This is a genomic window from Arcicella rosea (assembly GCF_014204325.1).
In the GTDB taxonomy this organism is placed as follows: Bacteria; Bacteroidota; Bacteroidia; order Cytophagales; family Spirosomataceae; genus Arcicella; species Arcicella rosea_A.
Genome location: NZ_JACHKT010000021.1, coordinates 63,985 through 82,472, shown reverse-complemented (window position 1 = coordinate 82,472; position 18,488 = coordinate 63,985). Strand labels below are relative to the sequence as shown.

Annotated in this window: 13 protein-coding genes; 6 read left to right on the top strand and 7 right to left on the bottom strand. The window is 37.1% G+C overall.

All coding sequences use genetic code 11. The features are described 5' to 3' along the window. Positions 1 to 182: 182 nt before the first annotated feature. From HNP25_RS14365 to HNP25_RS14345, 5 genes are all read right to left on the bottom strand, one after another. Positions 183 to 1,820, bottom strand: coding sequence for a RagB/SusD family nutrient uptake outer membrane protein (locus tag HNP25_RS14365; protein WP_184135180.1), 1,638 nt, complete (start codon positions 1,818 to 1,820; stop codon positions 183 to 185). A gap of 11 nt (positions 1,821 to 1,831) precedes the next feature. Continuing rightward, a complete protein-coding gene (locus tag HNP25_RS14360) occupies positions 1,832 to 5,185 on the bottom strand; it encodes a TonB-dependent receptor (RefSeq protein WP_184135178.1) in 3,354 nt (1,117 codons plus the stop codon). Positions 5,186 to 5,343: 158 nt separating this feature from the next. Next, on the bottom strand, positions 5,344 to 6,465 hold the full coding sequence (locus tag HNP25_RS14355; RefSeq protein WP_184135176.1) for a FecR family protein: 1,122 nt from the start codon (positions 6,463 to 6,465) through the stop codon (positions 5,344 to 5,346). 164 nt (positions 6,466 to 6,629) lie between these two features. Beyond that, on the bottom strand, positions 6,630 to 7,223 hold the full coding sequence (locus tag HNP25_RS14350; protein ID WP_184135175.1) for an RNA polymerase sigma factor: 594 nt from the start codon (positions 7,221 to 7,223) through the stop codon (positions 6,630 to 6,632). 150 nt (positions 7,224 to 7,373) lie between these two features. Then, the gene (locus HNP25_RS14345) at positions 7,374 to 7,814 is read right to left on the bottom strand and encodes a DUF3299 domain-containing protein (protein ID WP_184135173.1); all 441 of its coding nucleotides are present in this window, start codon (positions 7,812 to 7,814) and stop codon (positions 7,374 to 7,376) included. Positions 7,815 to 7,916: 102 nt separating this feature from the next. On the opposite strand from HNP25_RS14345, the gene HNP25_RS14340 reads away from it, so the two are divergent. From HNP25_RS14340 to HNP25_RS14325, 4 genes are read left to right on the top strand one after another with little or no spacing between them, the layout of a single operon-like run. Further along, on the top strand, positions 7,917 to 8,612 hold the full coding sequence (locus tag HNP25_RS14340) for an ABC transporter ATP-binding protein (protein ID WP_184135171.1): 696 nt from the start codon (positions 7,917 to 7,919) through the stop codon (positions 8,610 to 8,612). Between the two features lie 20 nt (positions 8,613 to 8,632). Next, positions 8,633 to 11,083 carry a TonB-dependent receptor gene (locus HNP25_RS14335; protein WP_184135170.1) on the top strand — a complete coding sequence of 817 codons (2,451 nt, stop codon included), beginning with the start codon at positions 8,633 to 8,635 and terminating at the stop codon, positions 11,081 to 11,083. Between the two features lie 4 nt (positions 11,084 to 11,087). Then, positions 11,088 to 12,536 carry an ABC transporter permease gene (locus HNP25_RS14330; RefSeq protein ID WP_184135168.1) on the top strand — a complete coding sequence of 483 codons (1,449 nt, stop codon included), beginning with the start codon at positions 11,088 to 11,090 and terminating at the stop codon, positions 12,534 to 12,536. A gap of 1 nt (position 12,537) precedes the next feature. Further along, complete coding sequence (locus HNP25_RS14325; RefSeq protein WP_184135167.1) at positions 12,538 to 13,890, top strand: DUF3526 domain-containing protein; 1,353 nt, start codon at positions 12,538 to 12,540, stop codon at positions 13,888 to 13,890. A 93-nt stretch (positions 13,891 to 13,983) separates the two neighbouring features. Here HNP25_RS14325 and HNP25_RS14320 read toward each other — a convergent pair whose 3' ends face one another. Both HNP25_RS14320 and HNP25_RS14315 read right to left on the bottom strand, forming a co-directional pair. Next, complete coding sequence (locus HNP25_RS14320; RefSeq protein WP_184135166.1) at positions 13,984 to 14,505, bottom strand: DinB family protein; 522 nt, start codon at positions 14,503 to 14,505, stop codon at positions 13,984 to 13,986. 121 nt (positions 14,506 to 14,626) lie between these two features. Next, on the bottom strand, positions 14,627 to 15,286 hold the full coding sequence (locus HNP25_RS14315; protein WP_184135165.1) for a pyridoxamine 5'-phosphate oxidase family protein: 660 nt from the start codon (positions 15,284 to 15,286) through the stop codon (positions 14,627 to 14,629). Between the two features lie 93 nt (positions 15,287 to 15,379). Between HNP25_RS14315 and HNP25_RS14310 the strand changes: the two genes are divergently transcribed. Both HNP25_RS14310 and HNP25_RS14305 read left to right on the top strand, forming a co-directional pair. Continuing rightward, positions 15,380 to 16,834: an aminotransferase-like domain-containing protein gene (locus HNP25_RS14310; RefSeq protein WP_184135164.1), complete on the top strand. Its 1,455-nt coding sequence runs from the start codon at positions 15,380 to 15,382 to the stop codon at positions 16,832 to 16,834. 99 nt (positions 16,835 to 16,933) lie between these two features. Continuing rightward, positions 16,934 to 18,448 (top strand): serine hydrolase domain-containing protein, encoded by a 1,515-nt coding sequence (locus HNP25_RS14305; protein WP_184135163.1) that lies wholly within the window; start codon positions 16,934 to 16,936, stop codon positions 18,446 to 18,448. Positions 18,449 to 18,488: the final 40 nt, after the last annotated feature.

The following is an 18,488-nucleotide window of genomic DNA, read 5'->3' as shown; positions in this document are numbered from 1 at the left end:
TTGTTTTGTAATAGGTTAATATTTATGCAGCAGTAGAATCTATCAGTTAAAAACTCAAGTATTTCAACAAAATCGTTTTGAATTTATGTGCAGTATTCAAAACATAGTACTTCTACTCAATAAAAGAGGTTATCAAGTAAAAAATACTGATAACCTCTTTTATTAATCCAATTCACTGAAAATTACCAGCCAGCAATTTGTTTAGCAGCAGGGTTTTTATCCACCTCACTTTGTGGAATTGGCAACACATAAAGCTTAGAAGGGAAACTTCTGTTTTCAAAGGCAACACGAGTATAAGTAATCGTATTCCCTGATTTTGCCATTTTTACGCCGTACAATGGGCCATTTAATAAGCTTTCAGCAATTTTCCATCTACGAATATCAAAGAAACGGTGTTCTTCAAATGCCAATTCAACTCTGCGTTCATTTCTGATTTTAGCACGCATTTGGTCTTTGCTAAGTCCTGCTTCTAAATCGGGCATTCCTGCTCTTTTTCTAATGGCATTGATGGCATTATACACGCTTGCATCTGGGCCTGTAGCTTCGTTTTTAGCTTCTGCATAATTAAGCAATATTTCTGCGTAACGAAGGAAAATCCAATCTTGGTCGCTACTTTTTGTATAAAGTACATATTGTTCTTCATGGAATTTACGCAAAATATAACCCGTTTTGGTATCTTCTGCTCTGCCTGTTACGTCTGCTCCGCCTGCAAATAATTCAATTACACGTCCACGGAAAGTAGAACCATTGTGTACAACGGTTGCTTCAAAACGTGGGTCAAGGTTTGAATACGGTTCAGTAGCTTTGTACAAAGGCGAAGTAGCTTGCGACTTCCCGTCAATCATTTCATAAGAATCCACAAAGTTCTGTGTTGGCACATTTCCACCCCATCCTGCATCACTACCACCTCTGATTGATGGAGGAGAATTCACCACATCAAAACCATTGTTTAAACCATAATGTACTTTATCAGGAGCTTGGAATTTCTTTGCAAAGATGATTTCATTATTGTTTTTGGTTAAAAACAAAGTTCTATAATCGCTGAACAAAGTATAATCGGTATTAATCACTTTGTTGGCGGCATCGGCTGCTGCTTGCCAGCGACCAGCATACAATAATACACGGCTTTTTAATGCACTGGCTGCACCAGAAGTAGCTCTACCAGCTTCAATTGCTCCTTTTTTAGGAAGTAAAGTAGCTGCTTTGTCTAAATCAGCAATGATAAAATCGACTACTTCATCATATTTAGCACGTGGTAGCTGAAAATCATCATTTAATGTTAAACTTTTGCTAATCAGTGGTACGCCAGTTGCTTCTGCTCCTGTAGAAGGCATTCCGTATAATCTTAGCAATTCGTGATAAATGAAACCACGTAAAAAGTAAGTTTCGCCCATTAAACGATTTCTCAAAGTTTCATCTTTTAGAATACTGAGATTTTCAAGAGCAATATTAGTTTTTCTGACTAAGCTATAATAATCGCCCCAAGTTTCGCCCCAAGGTACGTTTGAAGGCAAGAAATTACCTGTTTGTAATTCATTGGAATGCGTCCAAGGCATCCCAACATCGCCATCGTCTGTTACGCCATCTAACAAATAAAGTCCTCTTGCCCAACCCTGATAGTTACGGTCGAAACCCGAAGGCATTTGTCCGTAAATGGCGTTCACAAATTGCGTTGCTCCTTGTGGGTCTGTCCACACGGTTTCGCCCGTTAATGAGTCTTTTGGTACTTGGTCAAGAATATTGGTTTCACAGCTAAAGAATATAGTGATACCCATTAGCATACATCCAAATCGTAGTAGTTTATATCTTAATTTGTTCATTTCAATGATTGTTAAAATTTAAAGTTTACACCAGCATTCCAAATTCTAAATTGGGGATAATCCCATCCTCTACCACTGGCGTTTTCTGGGTCATAGTTTTTAATTTTCGACCACGTTGCTACGTTGTTTGCGTTGATATAAATACGTAGCCCTTTGATGAAGCGTAATTTTAGAGTTTCTAAAGGTACATTGTAGGCTAATTCTACATTTTTAAGACGGATATAAGAAGCGTCTCTCATCCAGAACGAAGAACCTGCATGATTCATGTTGGTAGGGTCAATCAATACACGTGGCTCGCTTGCATTTGGGTTCGATGGTGTCCAGCGGTCTAAGTTAGTTTTCAAAGCCCCCGACCCTACGAAGAATGGCCATGCACCTTCGCCTTCATAATACTGGTTTACGTTGGTTGCTCCTTGAAACAAGAAAGAAAAATCGAAGTTTTTGTATTGCACACTTCCGTTGAAACCGAAGATAATTTCTGGCGTATTTGAATTACCGATGGCTACTCTATCAAGGTCGTTAATCAAACCGTCTTTGTTAATATCTTCGTAGCGAACATCACCCGGAGCTGTCTTGCCTATTTGTTTCGCTGCTCCGTCAACTTCTGCTTGTGTTTGGAAAAGCCCAAGGGCTCTGTAACCATATTGTGTATTGAGTGACAAACCTGTTCTTCTGATATTTGGATTAACAGAAGCTGCTTCGTCGATAAATACAATCTTATTTTTGGCATAAGTAAGGTTTGCACCGATCGAGTAGCGTAAATCTTTTGTGATTCTATTTTTATGACCTAAAGTAAATTCTACCCCTCTGTTGTTTACTTTGGCTAAGTTTTCAACTGGTAATCCTACGCCAAGTAAGCTTGGTACAGAAAGGTTTCTTGATGCCAAAATATCACTTCTTTTATCGAAGAAGTAATCAACGACTGCGGTTAATTTCCCTTGCCATAAAGTAGCGTCTAAACCAATATTGAGTTTTTTAACCGTTTCCCAAGTAACATTTGGGTTCGATAATCTTCCTTCTACAATGGCAGGTTGTATGTTGGCATTGCCAAAAACAGCCGAACCACTTACATAATACGATTGTAGATATAAGAATCGCTCGCCGCCCAAACGGTCATTACCCAAAATACCATAAGAAGCACGTAATTTCAAGAAATCAACCACCGAAGAGTTTTTCAAGAAAGATTCTTGCGAAATCACATAACCTGCTGAAACAGATGGAAAAAAGCCCCAACGCTTGCCTACAGCAAATTGCTCAGAACCGTCAGCTCTGAAACTGGTTTCAAAAACATACTTGTCGTCATAAGACCAGTTCAAACGTCCTACAACTCCCTGACGACCGCTACTTCCAGAATATCCACTGTTGTTACGGTTGGCGGCCGCACCAAAGTTGATTTCATCGATTGCCAAAGTATAGCCTTCACGTGATACACTTAGGTAATTCCAAAGTTGTTTGGTTTGAGTGTATAAAAGTAAACCTGATAAACTACTTTTACCGATAGTCGTTTTGTAGTTTAGGTGTGTTTCTAAAGTAACAGCTTGGTCGTCGTAATGATTTTGCACCAAAGAAGTAGGGCCTTTGTCGGCTGCTACAAAAGTGCCATTGCTCAGTCTGTTATAAAATGGCACTTTCGTGAAAGTCCAGTTTTTATTATCCGTGAACGTTTTATCATAAGAAGCAATTGCTTTGATAGACAATCCCGATACAAAAGGCAATTGTTGCTCTAATTCCACACGACCACGAAAAGCCTGAATATTTCTTTTTCTGTAACCGTTGTCTGGGATTGTTAAATACGAAGGTCCGTTAGATGGCTCGCCATTCGACCATTTGATGGGCGTTCTATTAGGTGGAATACCCGACATCCATCTAAAAACTTCTTCAGAAGCTACGTTGTTTGTTTTTTCATCTCTACCCGAAAGGTCGAAAGATAATTTAGTTGTGCTAGTAACGTTTGCGTCGATATTTGAGCGGAAATTATATCTGTTAAAATCATTTGAAGGAATGATACCATCCTGTTTTAAATAACCCAATGAAGTAGCGTAACGGATTTTATCTGTACCACCAGTAGCAGAAATCGAATAGTTACGCATCATGGCTGATTTTTTCAAGACCGAAAACCAGTCAGAATCTGGGTGCGTATCTGGGCTCGAATGGGTACGATACTTTTCTAAATCGTCTGCTGAATAAAGGGCAGGTTTGCCATCGTTGGCTAAGGCTTCGTTATACAAAGTAGCATATTCATAAGAGTTCAAAAACTCAGGGTTACGAGTACGCTCTTGTACACCATAGTTAGCAGAAAAATCTATTTGCATTTTTCCTTCTGCTCCTCTTTTGGTGGTTACTAAAATAACGCCATTTCCTGCACGAATCCCAAACACGGCGGCACTGGCAGCATCTTTTAATACCGAAAACGATTGAATTTCGCTTGAGTTCAACTGAGCAAAATCGCTTGATGAACGAACGATACCATCAATCACAAAAATAGGAGAAGCATCACCCGTAGTTCCAATTCCTCTAATCAAGATGTTCGACGCATCTTTACCAGGTTCACCCGAACGCTGCGTAGCAATAATACCTGTAGCTTGTCCAACTAAGCTGTTACTCAAGTTTGGTGAAGGATTACTTGCAATCGCTTTTGTACTAACATCTGAAACAGCACCCGAAATAGCACTTTTCTTTTGTGTACCATAACCTACCACCACTACTTCGTCCAGATTCCCAACGTCTGCTCTTAGTACTACATTCAATGAAGTTTGCTTACCAACTGCTACTTCTGATTTAATATAACCTACCGAAGTAAAAACCAAAATGGTTTGCTCGTCTGGAATTGATATTCTATACTTTCCATTTGGGTCGGTTGTTGTGCCACGAGTTGTCCCTTTTATTTGAATACTCACGCCTACCAGTCCTTCACCTTTTTCGTCGGTTACTGTTCCCGTAATAACCTCCTCAATTTTTTCGGATTCCTGAGCGGGGTTGATTTTGTTTTCTACTGGGGTTTCGTTTTTTCTTTTTAACAAAATTTGTTGTCCAGATACTTCATAATTAATACTTAAGGGTGATAAAAAGTCTGTTAAAACTTCAGATAAGGGTTTGCTTTCAGCATCAATTGAAACTTTTCTTTTCGATTCAATCAATTCTGGACTGTACATAAAATTGATACCTGCTAGTTTTTCAATTTTCTGTAAAACATTCTCTACTTCATTCTTTTTCAAATGAATCGTTACTTTTTTGTTTAACAAATCTTGTGCTTTGGTGTCATGAGCAAAAGAAAAGCTCATGCACAAAACTGACAAGGCGATTTGCAGTAAACTGATTTTCATGATTTTTCGTAAAATTTGATACGATGGCAATTTTTTTTTCATACTTTTGACTGATTTGTTAGTTGGAAAGAATTGGCAAAGCAATCCCCTCATCCATTTCTGGATGTTTGTGTCGAAGCAAAGCGAAGGGGACTTTTCGGGTGAATGATGCGGGAACATCATTCGCCCTTTTTTATAATTGATTTTAGGTATTAATACATTTACTTACAGGGTTTTCCAGTAATAATAATTTGTCCATCCGAAACCTCATAACTTGATTCTGTGATTGAACAAATCCATTTTAATTTTTCAAAGAGTGGCTCATCGCCTAGTTTAGCAGTAATGCTACATTTTGACATCACTTCTTCATCATACACAATATCAACGCCATAAGATTCCTCAAGAATACCAAATACTTCTGAAATAGGCGTTGCTACAAATTCAAATTTTTGATTTTCAATCGGCAAGGTTAAAATCACAGGATTGTCGATGATTGCTTTCACTAATCTGATTTCCTGACGTTGGTAAATCGCTTGCTGATTGGCGGTTAAAACCATTCCCGTTAACTCACGGTTATTTTTAAGTTGAGTGGCGTTATTATCCGTTTGGGTAAATACTGATACTCTGCCTGTTTTTACGATTACTCTGATGTCTTGGTCTTTTCCAAAAGCTTTAATAGTAAAACTTGTTCCCAGTACTTTGGTCACCAGTTCGTTGGCATACACAAAAAATGGACGTTCTGGATTTTTGGCTACTTCAAAAAAGGCTTCACCAACCAAGTAAACTTCTCTTTTTTCAGCATCAAATGCCTTCTTGTAACTTAATCGACTATTTTTTTGTAAAACGATTGAACTTCCGTCGGGCAATTGTACCAATTTACTTTTTTGTCCTTCATTAATTACTTCCAAAAGTTCATCAGAAGCTTTCGCCTCTGAAATTTGTTGTTGATACAAGGCAAACTCTTGTTGGCTTTCGTTTTTGTTATTTAAGATAAACCAAGTAGCACCAAGTAGTACAATAACCGAAGCCGCCACTGCCCAGTAACGTTTCCATATCGGAACTACTTCGTTGATTTCTATTTCTTCAACAATCGTTTTTTCTTCTTTTTTAGCTTGCTGAATAGCTTTCCGAATTTGTAAATCAATGTACTGTTCTTCTAAATCAACAGATTTACCTTGTATAGAAAGCAAAAAAGTTCTAGCTTTTTCAACCAGTTCTTTTCGAGATATATCTTCAGCTACCCAAGATGTCCAATAAGCATCATCTTGTGTATTTTTCTCGAAAACCCAAGCTCTAAAACTTGTGTTTTCTAATAGCTCTTGAAACTCTTTATTGTTTATCATAAATGATTAAATAGACGTTCTACTGCTAACATCCTTGAAGTATCGCTGAGATACTCACAAAAAAGACAATTTTTTAAAAAAATTATGCAAAAAATATTTTCATGCTATTTTTCAGCATGTTAGAAAGATGAAAGGCTCTTAAAACGGAATGGGAAGAAGAAGTACTAAGAGATAAACCAGCAAAAAAACATTAAACTAATTTCCCAATTTTCACGAAGTGTTGATAAGGCACGTTGAATAGTATTACTGACTGACTGTGGTTTGATTTGAAGTAATTGTGCGATTTCCTCCACACGAAGGTCTTGATAAAAGCGTAAATAAAGGATTTCACGTTGTCTTTCGGGCAACTGTTTCAAAGAGTATGAAACTTTATGAAGCATATTTTTGGAAGATTCTGCTTCGATAAAAGACGTTTCTGAAGAATCTTCAAAGTGAATGTCACCAAAATCTTCTTCCAAAGGCACAGCTTTGAAAGTCTGTAAAGTCTTGAAAAGTTGATTTCTGAAAGCTCTTAGTAAATAAAACTTCACAGATTCTACTTCTGAAAGTGAAGCTCGGCGAAGCCAAAGTTTAATAAGTAAATCTTGAATAGCATCTTCAATGATTTGACTATTTGAAGTAAACTTCCCGCCATAATGCACCAAAGTTTTATAAAACTGTTTGGATAATTGAGTAAAAGCCACTTCATCGCCTTCCCTGAAACGATTCCAGAGAATTTGCTCTTGCGACGGTTGAGTACTTTTAAAGCGGTTAGTCATGTTTACAACAAATATTTACACGAAATAACCAACAATATCTAAAAATAACAATACTTTATATTTTTATAAGCTATCTATCTGAGAAAATTGAATACGATTGAAGAGTAAATTGCCAAAGGAATTTAGTGAAAAATAGTGTTACTATTGAAATCAGTTGATTAAAATAGCCTCTTCTAAAATATAATTTAGCTCGTTTACATTATCAGGATTAAGCCTGAATTTTCCTTTGAAACTATGAATTTCATCTGTTTTAAAACGTTGTTTTTTATTGAAATTAAGTTGCATCATTGATTCTGGCCCAGCCTTCCCACAGAAAAAACACATCGCCATCGGATATTGTGATACGACAAAAGTTCCTTCTGTATCAATCGGAATAGTATAACCCTTTATCATAATTTCTTGACCATCCAAAGCAGTTACTTTTGGGCCGAAAGTGGGATATAGAAAAAACATTCCAACATCAATATTGAGTCGCTTCTTGAAACGCACATCTTTTAGGTCACTCCAAGTAATATTTTTTGCCTCAAATCCTTGAGAAACAACATTTTGTGCCAAACAAAAAATAAGTAGAATAATGATTTTCTTTCGCATGATTAAGAGAGCTTAGTATTTCTTTTAGTTGCAACATCGATGCAATTAAAAGAAATAACACTATATTTGCAACAATATTGCAAATATGTAAAATACATCCACATGCTAACAGCTAAAAACCTTACTAAAAAATACGGAAATCATACTGCCCTCAACCACTTGGACTTGCATATAGAATCAGGTGAAATTTTTGCCTTGTTGGGGCAAAACGGAGCAGGCAAAACCACAACCATTAATCTTTTCTTGGGCTTTATAGAACCAAGCGAAGGAACAGTTTCCATCAATAATATTTCAGTGAGCGATAATGCACTTGAAACCAAACAATACTTAGCGTATATACCCGAAACGGTGATGCTTTATCCAAATCTTACAGGTATCGAAAACCTTGAGTTTTTTAGTTCCTTGGCAGGTTTTTCGTATTCAAAAAAGGAACTCAGTACCTTTTTAAGCAAAGCAGGACTTCAAGAAACGGCTCATCAACAAAATTTAGGAGGCTATTCAAAAGGAATGCGACAAAAAGTGGGCATTGCCATCGCCATTGCCAAAAATGCAAAAGCCTTGTTATTAGATGAACCTACTTCTGGTTTAGACCCAAAAGCTTCCAACGAATTTTCGGAAATATTGAAAGAACTTTCTGCCAACGGAACGGCAATTTTAATGGCAACACATGATATTTTTCGTGCCAAAGAAGTGGCTCATCGCATCGGTATTATGAAACAAGGCAACTTGGTTTCTATGATTGAATCCAAAGATATTTCAGCCAACGAATTAGAACAATTGTATTTACAAACAGTATAAAACCTAACACAAAAAATATTATGAAGTACTTTTTTACCATCTTATCTGTATTAACTTCTATTTACCTTCAAGCACAAACTATCAAAGGAAAAGTAAGTGATGCCACAACTGGCGAAAAAATCATTGGAGCAAGTATTCAATTATTGAATACAAAACAAGGTGCTGTCAGCAATGCGGAGGGAAATTTTGAGATTTCAGGAAAAGGAATCCTCAAAATTTCTTCGGTAGGCTACAAAACCTATCAAATAAAAACCAGTGGAGCTTTTTTGAACATTGCTCTAACACCAGAAGAAAAAGAGCTACAAACTGTAGAAGTATTGGGAAGAGTAGCGAAAGATTATAACAGCGAGTACTCATTTTCAGCTACCAGAATAGCCGCTTTGAATAAAGATATTCCACAATCTATTTCAACAGTAACGAAAGAACTTATTGCCGATCGACAAGCCTTTTACTTGGCAGATGCCGTAAAAATTGCGAGTGGCGTTATTCCTTCAAGCTATTATAATCAATATTCGATTAGAGGAATTAGTCAGAATGAAGAAGGACAAATTATCAACGGAATGCGTACTCGTCAATATTATTTCTTACAACCACTGACGACAAATATTGAAAGGGTAGAAGTAATTAAAGGCCCAGCAAGTGCTACTTTTTCATCGGTTGACCCTGGGGGAAGTATCAATTTAGTTACGAAAAAACCTTTAGCGATTGATAGAAAAGAAGTAAGTATGAGTGTCGGAAGCTTTAGTACTTTCCGAGGAACATTGGATTTTACGGGGCCTTTAAACGATACTAAAACTTTATTGTACCGTGTGAATGCGGCGTATCAGGAAGCCCGTTCTTTCAGAGATTTGGTTGGGAATAAATCGGTATTGGTTTCGCCTTCGTTTAGCTATATTCCTAATAACAAAACTGCCATTAATGCTGAATTGATTTTTAGTAATATGACGGGAAATCTGGATAGAGGTCAGCCAATTTTTGGAGCAACGGCTGGTAAAACAGATTTGAACAGTACGCCTACAAGTTTGAATTTGGGTGCTTCCAATGATTTTTTCAAATCTAAAGAAGTAATCATTATGGGAAATATTGCTCATAAGTTTAGCCAAAATATTGGTTTTACTACTTCTTATATGAAGCAATCTTGGACAGAAAATTTACAGGAACATCGCACTACCAACGCTTTTGCCGTAGATATTACCAACCAACCAGTTACAAGTTTGGCAGCTATGCAATTTGTTCAGCGTCAGCAATATTGGAATATTGATAACCTCAATAGTTACTTCAATTTTGATTTTAAAACAGGAAAAGCTAGTCATAAATTATTAATAGGTTACGATTTGAACAGTTGGCAAAAACTGAAAGGTGGCGGACAAAATGCCGCTCGTGGTTATTTGTTGAAAGATGGTTCTGTGGCAAGTTCGTTTGTGTTAGCGAATGCCGCCAATTACCAGACAATTACTGTCGGTGGAAAAGTATTGCCCAAACCCAACGTCAATCACTTCGATTTGTCAAATCCAACTTATACCATTCGTAACGTAGAAGATTATACTTTGAACGTTCGTACTGCTTTGCCTTCAGCACTTACCACTACTAATGCTATTTATATTCAAGAGCAATTACAGTGGAATAAATTTACTTTGTTGTTGAGTTTAAGAAATGAATGGTTCAAAGACATTACAAACTACAAAGCTAATAATCCATTGACGGTAGAAAAAACGGCTTTATTACCAAGAGTCGGTTTGACATACAGCATCAATAAAGCCATCAATGTTTATGGTACTTATTTGGAAGGATTTCAGCCACAATCCAATACAGTAACGCTGATGCCACAAACGGGGTCATTGCCTGCGGGTAGTCAATTTGACCCACTGAGAAGTGATTTAAAAGAATTGGGAATTAAAACTGACTTGTTCAATAACCGAGTAAGATTGAATGTGGCATTCTACGAAATCAATCAGAAAAACATTTTGATGAATGCCAACGACCCAAGCAATCCAGATTTATTGGTTACTCGTGGTGCCGAACGAAGCCGTGGAATTGAATGGGACATTGCAGGCTATATTTTGCCCAACTGGCAAATCAATGCCTCGTACAGTTACATTGATGCCGTGATTGTAAAAGACAACGACGAATCGTTGATTGGAGCAAGAAAGCAAAATACGCCAAAAAATAGCTTCAATATCTGGACTCGCTATAATTTCCAAAACACTTCTGCTCTCAAAGACCTTGGTGTAGGTTTGGGCGTTCAGCACCAAGGCAGTAGAATACCTTGGTTTACTCGTGCTTTTGAAGTACCTGCTTTTACGGCTTTTGATGCAGCACTTTACTATACGCCAAACAACAGCAATGTACAAGTAGCCTTGAATGCAGGGAATATTTTTGACACTACTTATTGGTTGGGAGCTCAAAATTACTTGCGTTTGTTCCCTGCTGCACCAAGAAATATGACAATGACATTGACGTACAAATTTTAACAATATGTTTTCACATACAGAAATTCTTATCGCCAACCTTTTTAGAAATACTGCCTTTAGAAATAAGGCAGTATTTCTTTTAACGGTTTTTATAGGTTTACTACTGATTTATGCGGCTTTTTCGGGCTGGATAAATTTTCAGAAACAAAACGAAATACGAGCAAAATACCAAGAACAAGCCCGAAAAGATTGGCTGAGTAATCCCGATAAACACCCGCACCGAATGGCACATTTTGGTCATTTTGCTTTTCGTCCCAAAGCTCCATTAAGTGTATTTGATTTTGGCATGGAAAGCTTTTTGGGCAATACGATTTTTCTGGAAGCTCATAAACAAAATACCGTCAACTTCTCGGAAGCTGGTTTTTCAACAGGAATGTTGCGTTTTGGTGAAATCAGTATTGCGATGGTGCTACAAGTACTTTTGCCCTTGCTGATTTTCTTCTTGGGTTTTAGCAGTATTGCCAACGAACGAGAAAACGGGACGCTCAAAATATTGTTGAGCCAAGGAGTAAGCTGGAAAGAACTAATTGTAGGTAAAAGTCTTGGGATTATTAGCGTAGTAATGACTCTCTTTATTCCAATTATCGTGGCAACGATTCTCCTTTGGGCTTTACTTCAAAATATGAATATTTCAATAGACGAAAGTATTCGTTTACTCTTGATTATACTCGTTTACTTTGTCTATTTGGTTATTTTTTGTGTTATCGCTGTGTTGGTTTCTGCCATCAGTAAAAGTTCAAAAACGGCTCTAACTTCATTGATTGGGCTTTGGTTGATGCTTACGATTGTACTTCCGAGAGGTTCGCAGGCTTTGGGAGCTTACATTTATACTGCACCATCAAAAGCACAATTTAATGCTGATATTGAAAATGACGTACTGAAAGAAGGCGATAGCCACAACCCCAACGACCCACATTATAAAAGTTTGAAGGATTCACTTCTGACAGTTTACAAAGTAGATTCAGTACAAAAATTGCCCTTTAATTATAGCGGTTTTGTGATGGCAGAAGGCGAAAAAATCAGTGCGAATATATACAATCATCATTTAGAAGAATTGCTAAAAATTTACGACAAACAGAATAGTTTTTCTAAAGGCATGGCATTTTTGAATCCGTTTATGGCGATTAAAAACTTGTCGATGGCGTTAGCAAGTACTGATTTTGCTTCTTACATCAATTTTCAGGAGCAAGCAGAGCAATATCGCTACGAAATGGCTCAGAAAATGAATGAATTACAAATAAAATTCATCAGTAATAAAAAGCCAGCAGCAGGCGAAAAACCTCATACTATCGACAAAAAACATTGGGAAGAAATGCACGAATTTGTCTATAAAGAAGCAGAAGTAAGTACGGTTTTTAGCCATGAAATCATTTCCATTTTTGCCTTTATTTTTTGGATAGGGCTATTATTATTTTGTATCAGAATACTGTCTAAAACCTTAAAAGCAATTTAATATGATAGTCTTAGCATTCAAGAATTTTATACGGTCGAATAGTGTAAAAATAGGACTCAGTTTTTTACTTATCGCAGGAATCGTCAGCCTTTTTGTAGGCAAACAATTTATAGAAAAACAAGAACAGAATATTACAGAAACAGCCGCTTATCAGAAAGAGTACATTGCCAGAAATGTCCATCATCATCAAGACGAAATAGGGCTATTATTGTATTATTTAAAGTTTTCATTCGTTAATGAAACATTGCCTATCAATGGTTTGTCGATTGGTCAGCGAGATGTCAACTCTTCCATTCAGAGCCTAACCATCAGAGGCTTAGAAGCCCAGAAATACGATGCTGATTTGAATAATCCGACCAATCTTTTGCTCGGAAATATCGACTTTAGCTTTGTACTTATCTTTTTGTTTCCATTGATAATCATTGCATTTACCTACAATATTATTTCTGAAGAAAAAGAATCTGGCACTTGGCGAATTGTAGCGATTCAAAGTAAAAACCTGTTTTTACATGTATTACAGCTCTTTTTTATCAGGTTTATTGGTGTCATTTCAGTATTGTTTTTCATTCTACTGTTATCTGTTTTTTTCTTGAAAATACCTTTAGAAAGTATCTTTTTCTCTTTCGTCGGGATTTCCCTTTTGTATATTTTATGCTGGTTTGGGATATGCTTTTGGGTAGCTTCTTTGCAGAAAAGTTCTAATGCCAATGCGGTTATTTTGTTGTCAATATGGATTGTACTCATCATTATTTTGCCAGCCAGTCTCAATAATTATTTGGTAAACAAATATCCTGTTCCCGAAGCCTTGTCCACCACACTCAAGCAACGCAAAGGTTATCATGAAAAATGGGATACCGATAAAACCCAAACCATGAATAGGTTTTACGCACATTATCCACAGTTCAAGCAATTTCCTTTGCCCGACAAAGAATTTAGTTGGCTATGGTACTATGCCATGCAACAAATTGGTGATGACGAAGCGGCTATTCAGGCAACTGCTTTCAAAGAAAAACTAAATCAACGCAATAGAGCCAGTAATAACATTGCCCAGTTTATTCCTACGATTCATACGCAAATGCAACTCAATGAAATTGCACAAGCGGGGCTAAGTAATCATTTACAGTTTTTGGAAGAAACAGGGAAGTTTCATGAAAAAATGAGGTTATATTTTTATCCAAAAATATTTGGTGAAGCACCCGTAAACAGCGAAAACTGGAATAAATTCAGCATAGAAACCTTCAAGAATCCGCAGGAAAGCGGAGGCTTGCAATCATACTTATCCTTAGTGGTTTTTATCCTGCTTTTTGGTGTATTAGGTTGGGTGAATTTTAAGAAGAGTATTTATCAGGTGTAGGGTTAATGAAATCATATTGTATCAAAGCTCAATTTATTGATTTATAAGTCAATAAGTTGAGCTTTATGATGTTTAGAGGTCGATAAAAACTTGTTAGCCCACCAAATATCGCTCATTAATTATCTGTAAATGATGTGTGCAATGTCCTAAAATAGCATAGCCCAAGCCTCTTACAGAAATGGTAAAATTGCTGGCAATGCCTTTTTCGTTGAGCATTTCTTCATTGAAACTTTTGAATAAAGTAATGCTCGCTTTGCGTACTGCTACAAATTCTTCTAACAAATCTTGAATATCTCTCTGTCCAGCATTTGAAGTATCGCCGTACAAAACTTCGTCGTAACCAGCCAAAGCGGCTTTGTCTTTTCGGGCAAAACGTAAAGCTCGATAAGCAAAAATCCTCTCAGTATCAATCACATGACCGATTACTTCTTTAATCGTCCACTTATCGGATTGATACTTGAAATTCAATGTTGCTTCATCCAAAGCAAGTATTTTTTTGAGCAATATTTCTTGGTTATCGTCCAAGCCTTTTAGCAATTCAACGGTATTTACTTTGTTGATATAATTGCTAAAATGTCCAAAATTTTCTTCGGGTAATGGAGGTTGGATTTGCATATTTTTAATTGTGATTTAGTCAATTGTGAATTAGTGAGTTATTATTTAGTGAATTAGTGATTTTGCAATTTAGCGAGTTGTGAATTTTTAATCACTAATCCACAACTCACTAATTCACAATTTAAAACTCATTCACAACTAATTTACTAATATATTCTGGAACAGGTAAATCAAATTGCATTTTTGGGTCGGTGATGGGCGTTTGTGCTTGTAACTTCAGGGGTAAAACGCCTGCCCAGACTGGGAAATCATAATCTTCTTCATCATCGTTTGGCTGTCCACTTCTGGTTTTGGCGGAAGCTTCTTCTAAAGGAAATGAAATAATCATGGTTTTCTGCATTTCACTTTTTGTAGGCAAACGCACATTGTCCCAACGACCGGGAATAAATTGCTCAGTAATGGCAATTAATGAATCCCAACGTTCAGTTTCGTCCGTTACAACTGTTCCTTTGGCAAACATTACCACCGAACGATAATTGACTGAATGACTAAACGCAGACCTTGCCAATACCAATCCATCAATCAAAGAAACACTCAAACAAACCGTTCTTCCGTCGGCAATGGCTCGCATAAAATGACTGCCCACCGAGCCATGAATATATAATTTATTGCCGATGCGTCCGTAACCCGTAGGAATACACATCGGAGTTTCTCTTTCAACGTATGAAACATGACAAAAAAGTCCTTCATCTAAAATACTGTAAATGGTTTCTTCAGTATAATCGCCTTTTTTTGCCGCACGACTAATTTTTGTTCTTTCGGTAATGGGTAATGTTGCCATATTTTTAATTGGGTTTTCGTCAAGATTATGTACAAATTTCTATCTTTACTGGATTAGTTTAATGCTCCACAATTTTACATATAAGTAGTCCAGATGGAAATACCTTTTAAAACTTTAATCGACCTCAAGAAAGACTCTTCTTTGCCGATTTACGTACAAATTGCTAATGAAATCATTAAAAATATTCAAGCTGGTATTCTGAAAAAAGGCACAAAATTGTTGAGTTCTCGACAAATGGCAGAGCTTTTGACACTTCACCGAAAAACCGTTGTGGCGGCTTATGATGAATTGTATTCGCAAGGATGGATTGAAATTTTTCCGAAAAAAGGTACTTTTATCGCTCAACATCTTCCGAATGTGAAGCCTGTTCAACTTTCAAAACAAGATTTTGACGCAAAAAGGAAAGATGATTTTTCGATGAATTTTGCCAAAAATACTTTGGTGAAAATACCTCCAATTATTACGCAAAGGCTGGCTTTTAACGATGGTTTACCCGATGTACGTTTAGCTCCTCGTGATGAACTGGCTCGTTTGTATGCACATTATATCAAATTTGGCGAGCCGTCGGTTTTGTACTATACTTCTGTGTATGGAGCTTTGCGTCTTCGTGAAACCTTTGCAAAAGTATTGAACGAAACTCGTGGCATGAACATTTCGCCAGAACAAATTATTACAACTCGTGGTAGTCAAATGGCGATTTATTTGGTGGGTTTGGCTCTTTTTGAAAAAGGCGATGAAGTAATCGTTGGGGACTTGAACTATCCTGCGACCAACATTACTTTCGCTACTTTGGGGGCAAAATTGAATACCATTCCGATTGATGAAGAGGGAATTGTGGTAGATGCCATTGAGGAAATTTGTCGGAAAAAGCCCGTAAAAGCAATTTATGTTACTTCCCATCATTATCATCCAACTACGGTAACACTTACGCCCGAACGAAGAATTAAACTCTTGGCTTTGGCAGAAAAATATCGTTTTTATATTCTTGAAGACGATTACGACTACGATTTTCATTATGCCAATCGACCAGTTTTGCCTTTGGCGAGTGCCGACCGACATGGTTTGGTGGTGTATATTGGTTCTTTTACCAAAAAAATTGCTCCAACTTTTCGAGTAGGTTATGTGGTAGCGAAGCAGGAAATTATTGAGGAATTAGCCAAGTTGCGTCGCATCATCGACCGACAAGGCGATACTATTTTAGAATTGTCTTTGGCAGATATGTTAGAAAATGGCACGTTGAAACGGCACGCCGCCAAAGTATTGAAGATTTACAGAGAACGCCGAAATTTTACTTGTGATTTATTGAAAAACGAATTAGGCGATGTGATTGATTTTAAAGTACCAGACGGTGGCATGGCGATTTGGGCAAAATTTGACAAAAGTATTTCTTTGATAGAACTCGCTCCCAAATTAGCTAAAAATGGTTTGTACCTCTCAGACGGAGCGGCATATCCCACAGAAAATGCTTGTAGAATGGGCTTTGCTTCGATGAATTTTAAAGAGACAGAAGATGCGATGACGATTTTGAAGAATGGGATTTTTAAATAAAATGAAGTAGTTAGAAAATTATTTATGAGTAATTGTCTTGAGCTAACCATGAAAAATAAGTATTTTGTTTAATCATTTCAAACCTTACCAACAAACATCATGAATTATAAAAAACTACTCTTCTTTTTTTGTTGTAGCATCGTTACTGCCTTTAACCAAGTAAAAGCACAAGACGAGCGACTGAAAAATATCAAAGAGGCGTTACCGAAAATTGACCAAATTTTTAAAGATTATGCCGAGAAAAACCATTATCCAGCTTTTGTTTATGGCTTGGTATTAGATGGAAAATTGATTCACTCAGGAAATATTGGTTATGCTAATCTGGAAAAAAAAGTATTAGCAACCAATCAGTCTGATTTTAGAATTGCCAGTATGTCCAAAAGTTTTACAGCAATGGCGATTTTGAAGTTAAGAGATGAGGGAAAATTGGAACTGGACAATCCTGCTTATTTGTACATTCCTGAATTAAAAAATCAATATTTTCCAACCAAAGATGCTCCAGCGATTACTGTCCGTAATTTATTAACGCACTCGGCTGGTTTTCCAGAAGATAATCCTTGGGGCGACCGCCAATTGGCCATCAGCGACGAAGCCATGTTGAAGATGTTTCGAAAAGGAATTTCGTTTTCCAACAACCCAAGTGCCGCTTACGAATATAGCAACATGGGTTTTGCGATGTTGGGTTATATCATCAAAAAAGTATCAGGAAAAACTTATCAACAATACATCAACGAAAACATTTTGAAGCCATTAGGCATGAACCACACTTATTGGGAATACAGCCAAGTACCAGCAGAACAATTGGCACATGGCTATCGTTGGTTGAATGAAAATTGGGTTGAACAACCATTATTGCACGACGGTGCGTATGGTGCAATGGGCGGAATGATTACAACAATTGACGATTTTGCGAAGTACGTTGCTTTTCATCAATCGGCTTGGCCTGCGAGTGATGCACCAGAAAAAGGACCTGTGAAAAGAAGTTCTGTACGTGAAATGCAACAGCCTTGGCAATTTATTGGCGTGAATCCAAATTACAAATATCCGACTGGTCGTAAAACCCCAATGGCAAATGCCTATGGTTACGGTTTAGGACACGCCACTGATGGAGAAGGCAGACGTTCGGTTGGTCACAGCGGAGGTTTGCCCGGTTTTGGAAGTAACTGGCGTATTTTGCAAGATTATGGTTTGGGCGTAATTTCATTCAGTAATCTTACTTATGCCAATGCGGGCTATTTTAATGTACAAGTATTGGATACTTTGGTGGCACTCGCCCATTTAAAACCAAACGCTATTCCAGTTTCTCCGATTTTAAAACAAAGAACAACGGAGTTAATTGCCATATTACCCACTTGGGAAAATGCAGAAAGTACAGGCATTTTTGCAGAGAATTTTTTCCTTGATTACTTTGAAGAAAGTCTAAGAAAAGAAGCGAAACCCATTTTTGAAAAAGCAGGAAAAATCAAGGGTTTGAAGGAAATAAAACCTGAAAATAATTTAAGAGGTACTTTTACTTTGGAAGGTGAAAACGCCAATATTGAAGTAAGCTTTACGCTCACGCCAGAAAATCCAGCATTGATTCAGGAGTATCATATTAAATTGGTTGAGAAATAATAATAAAGTTTGCCGTTGTTGGTAAAATACCATCAACGGC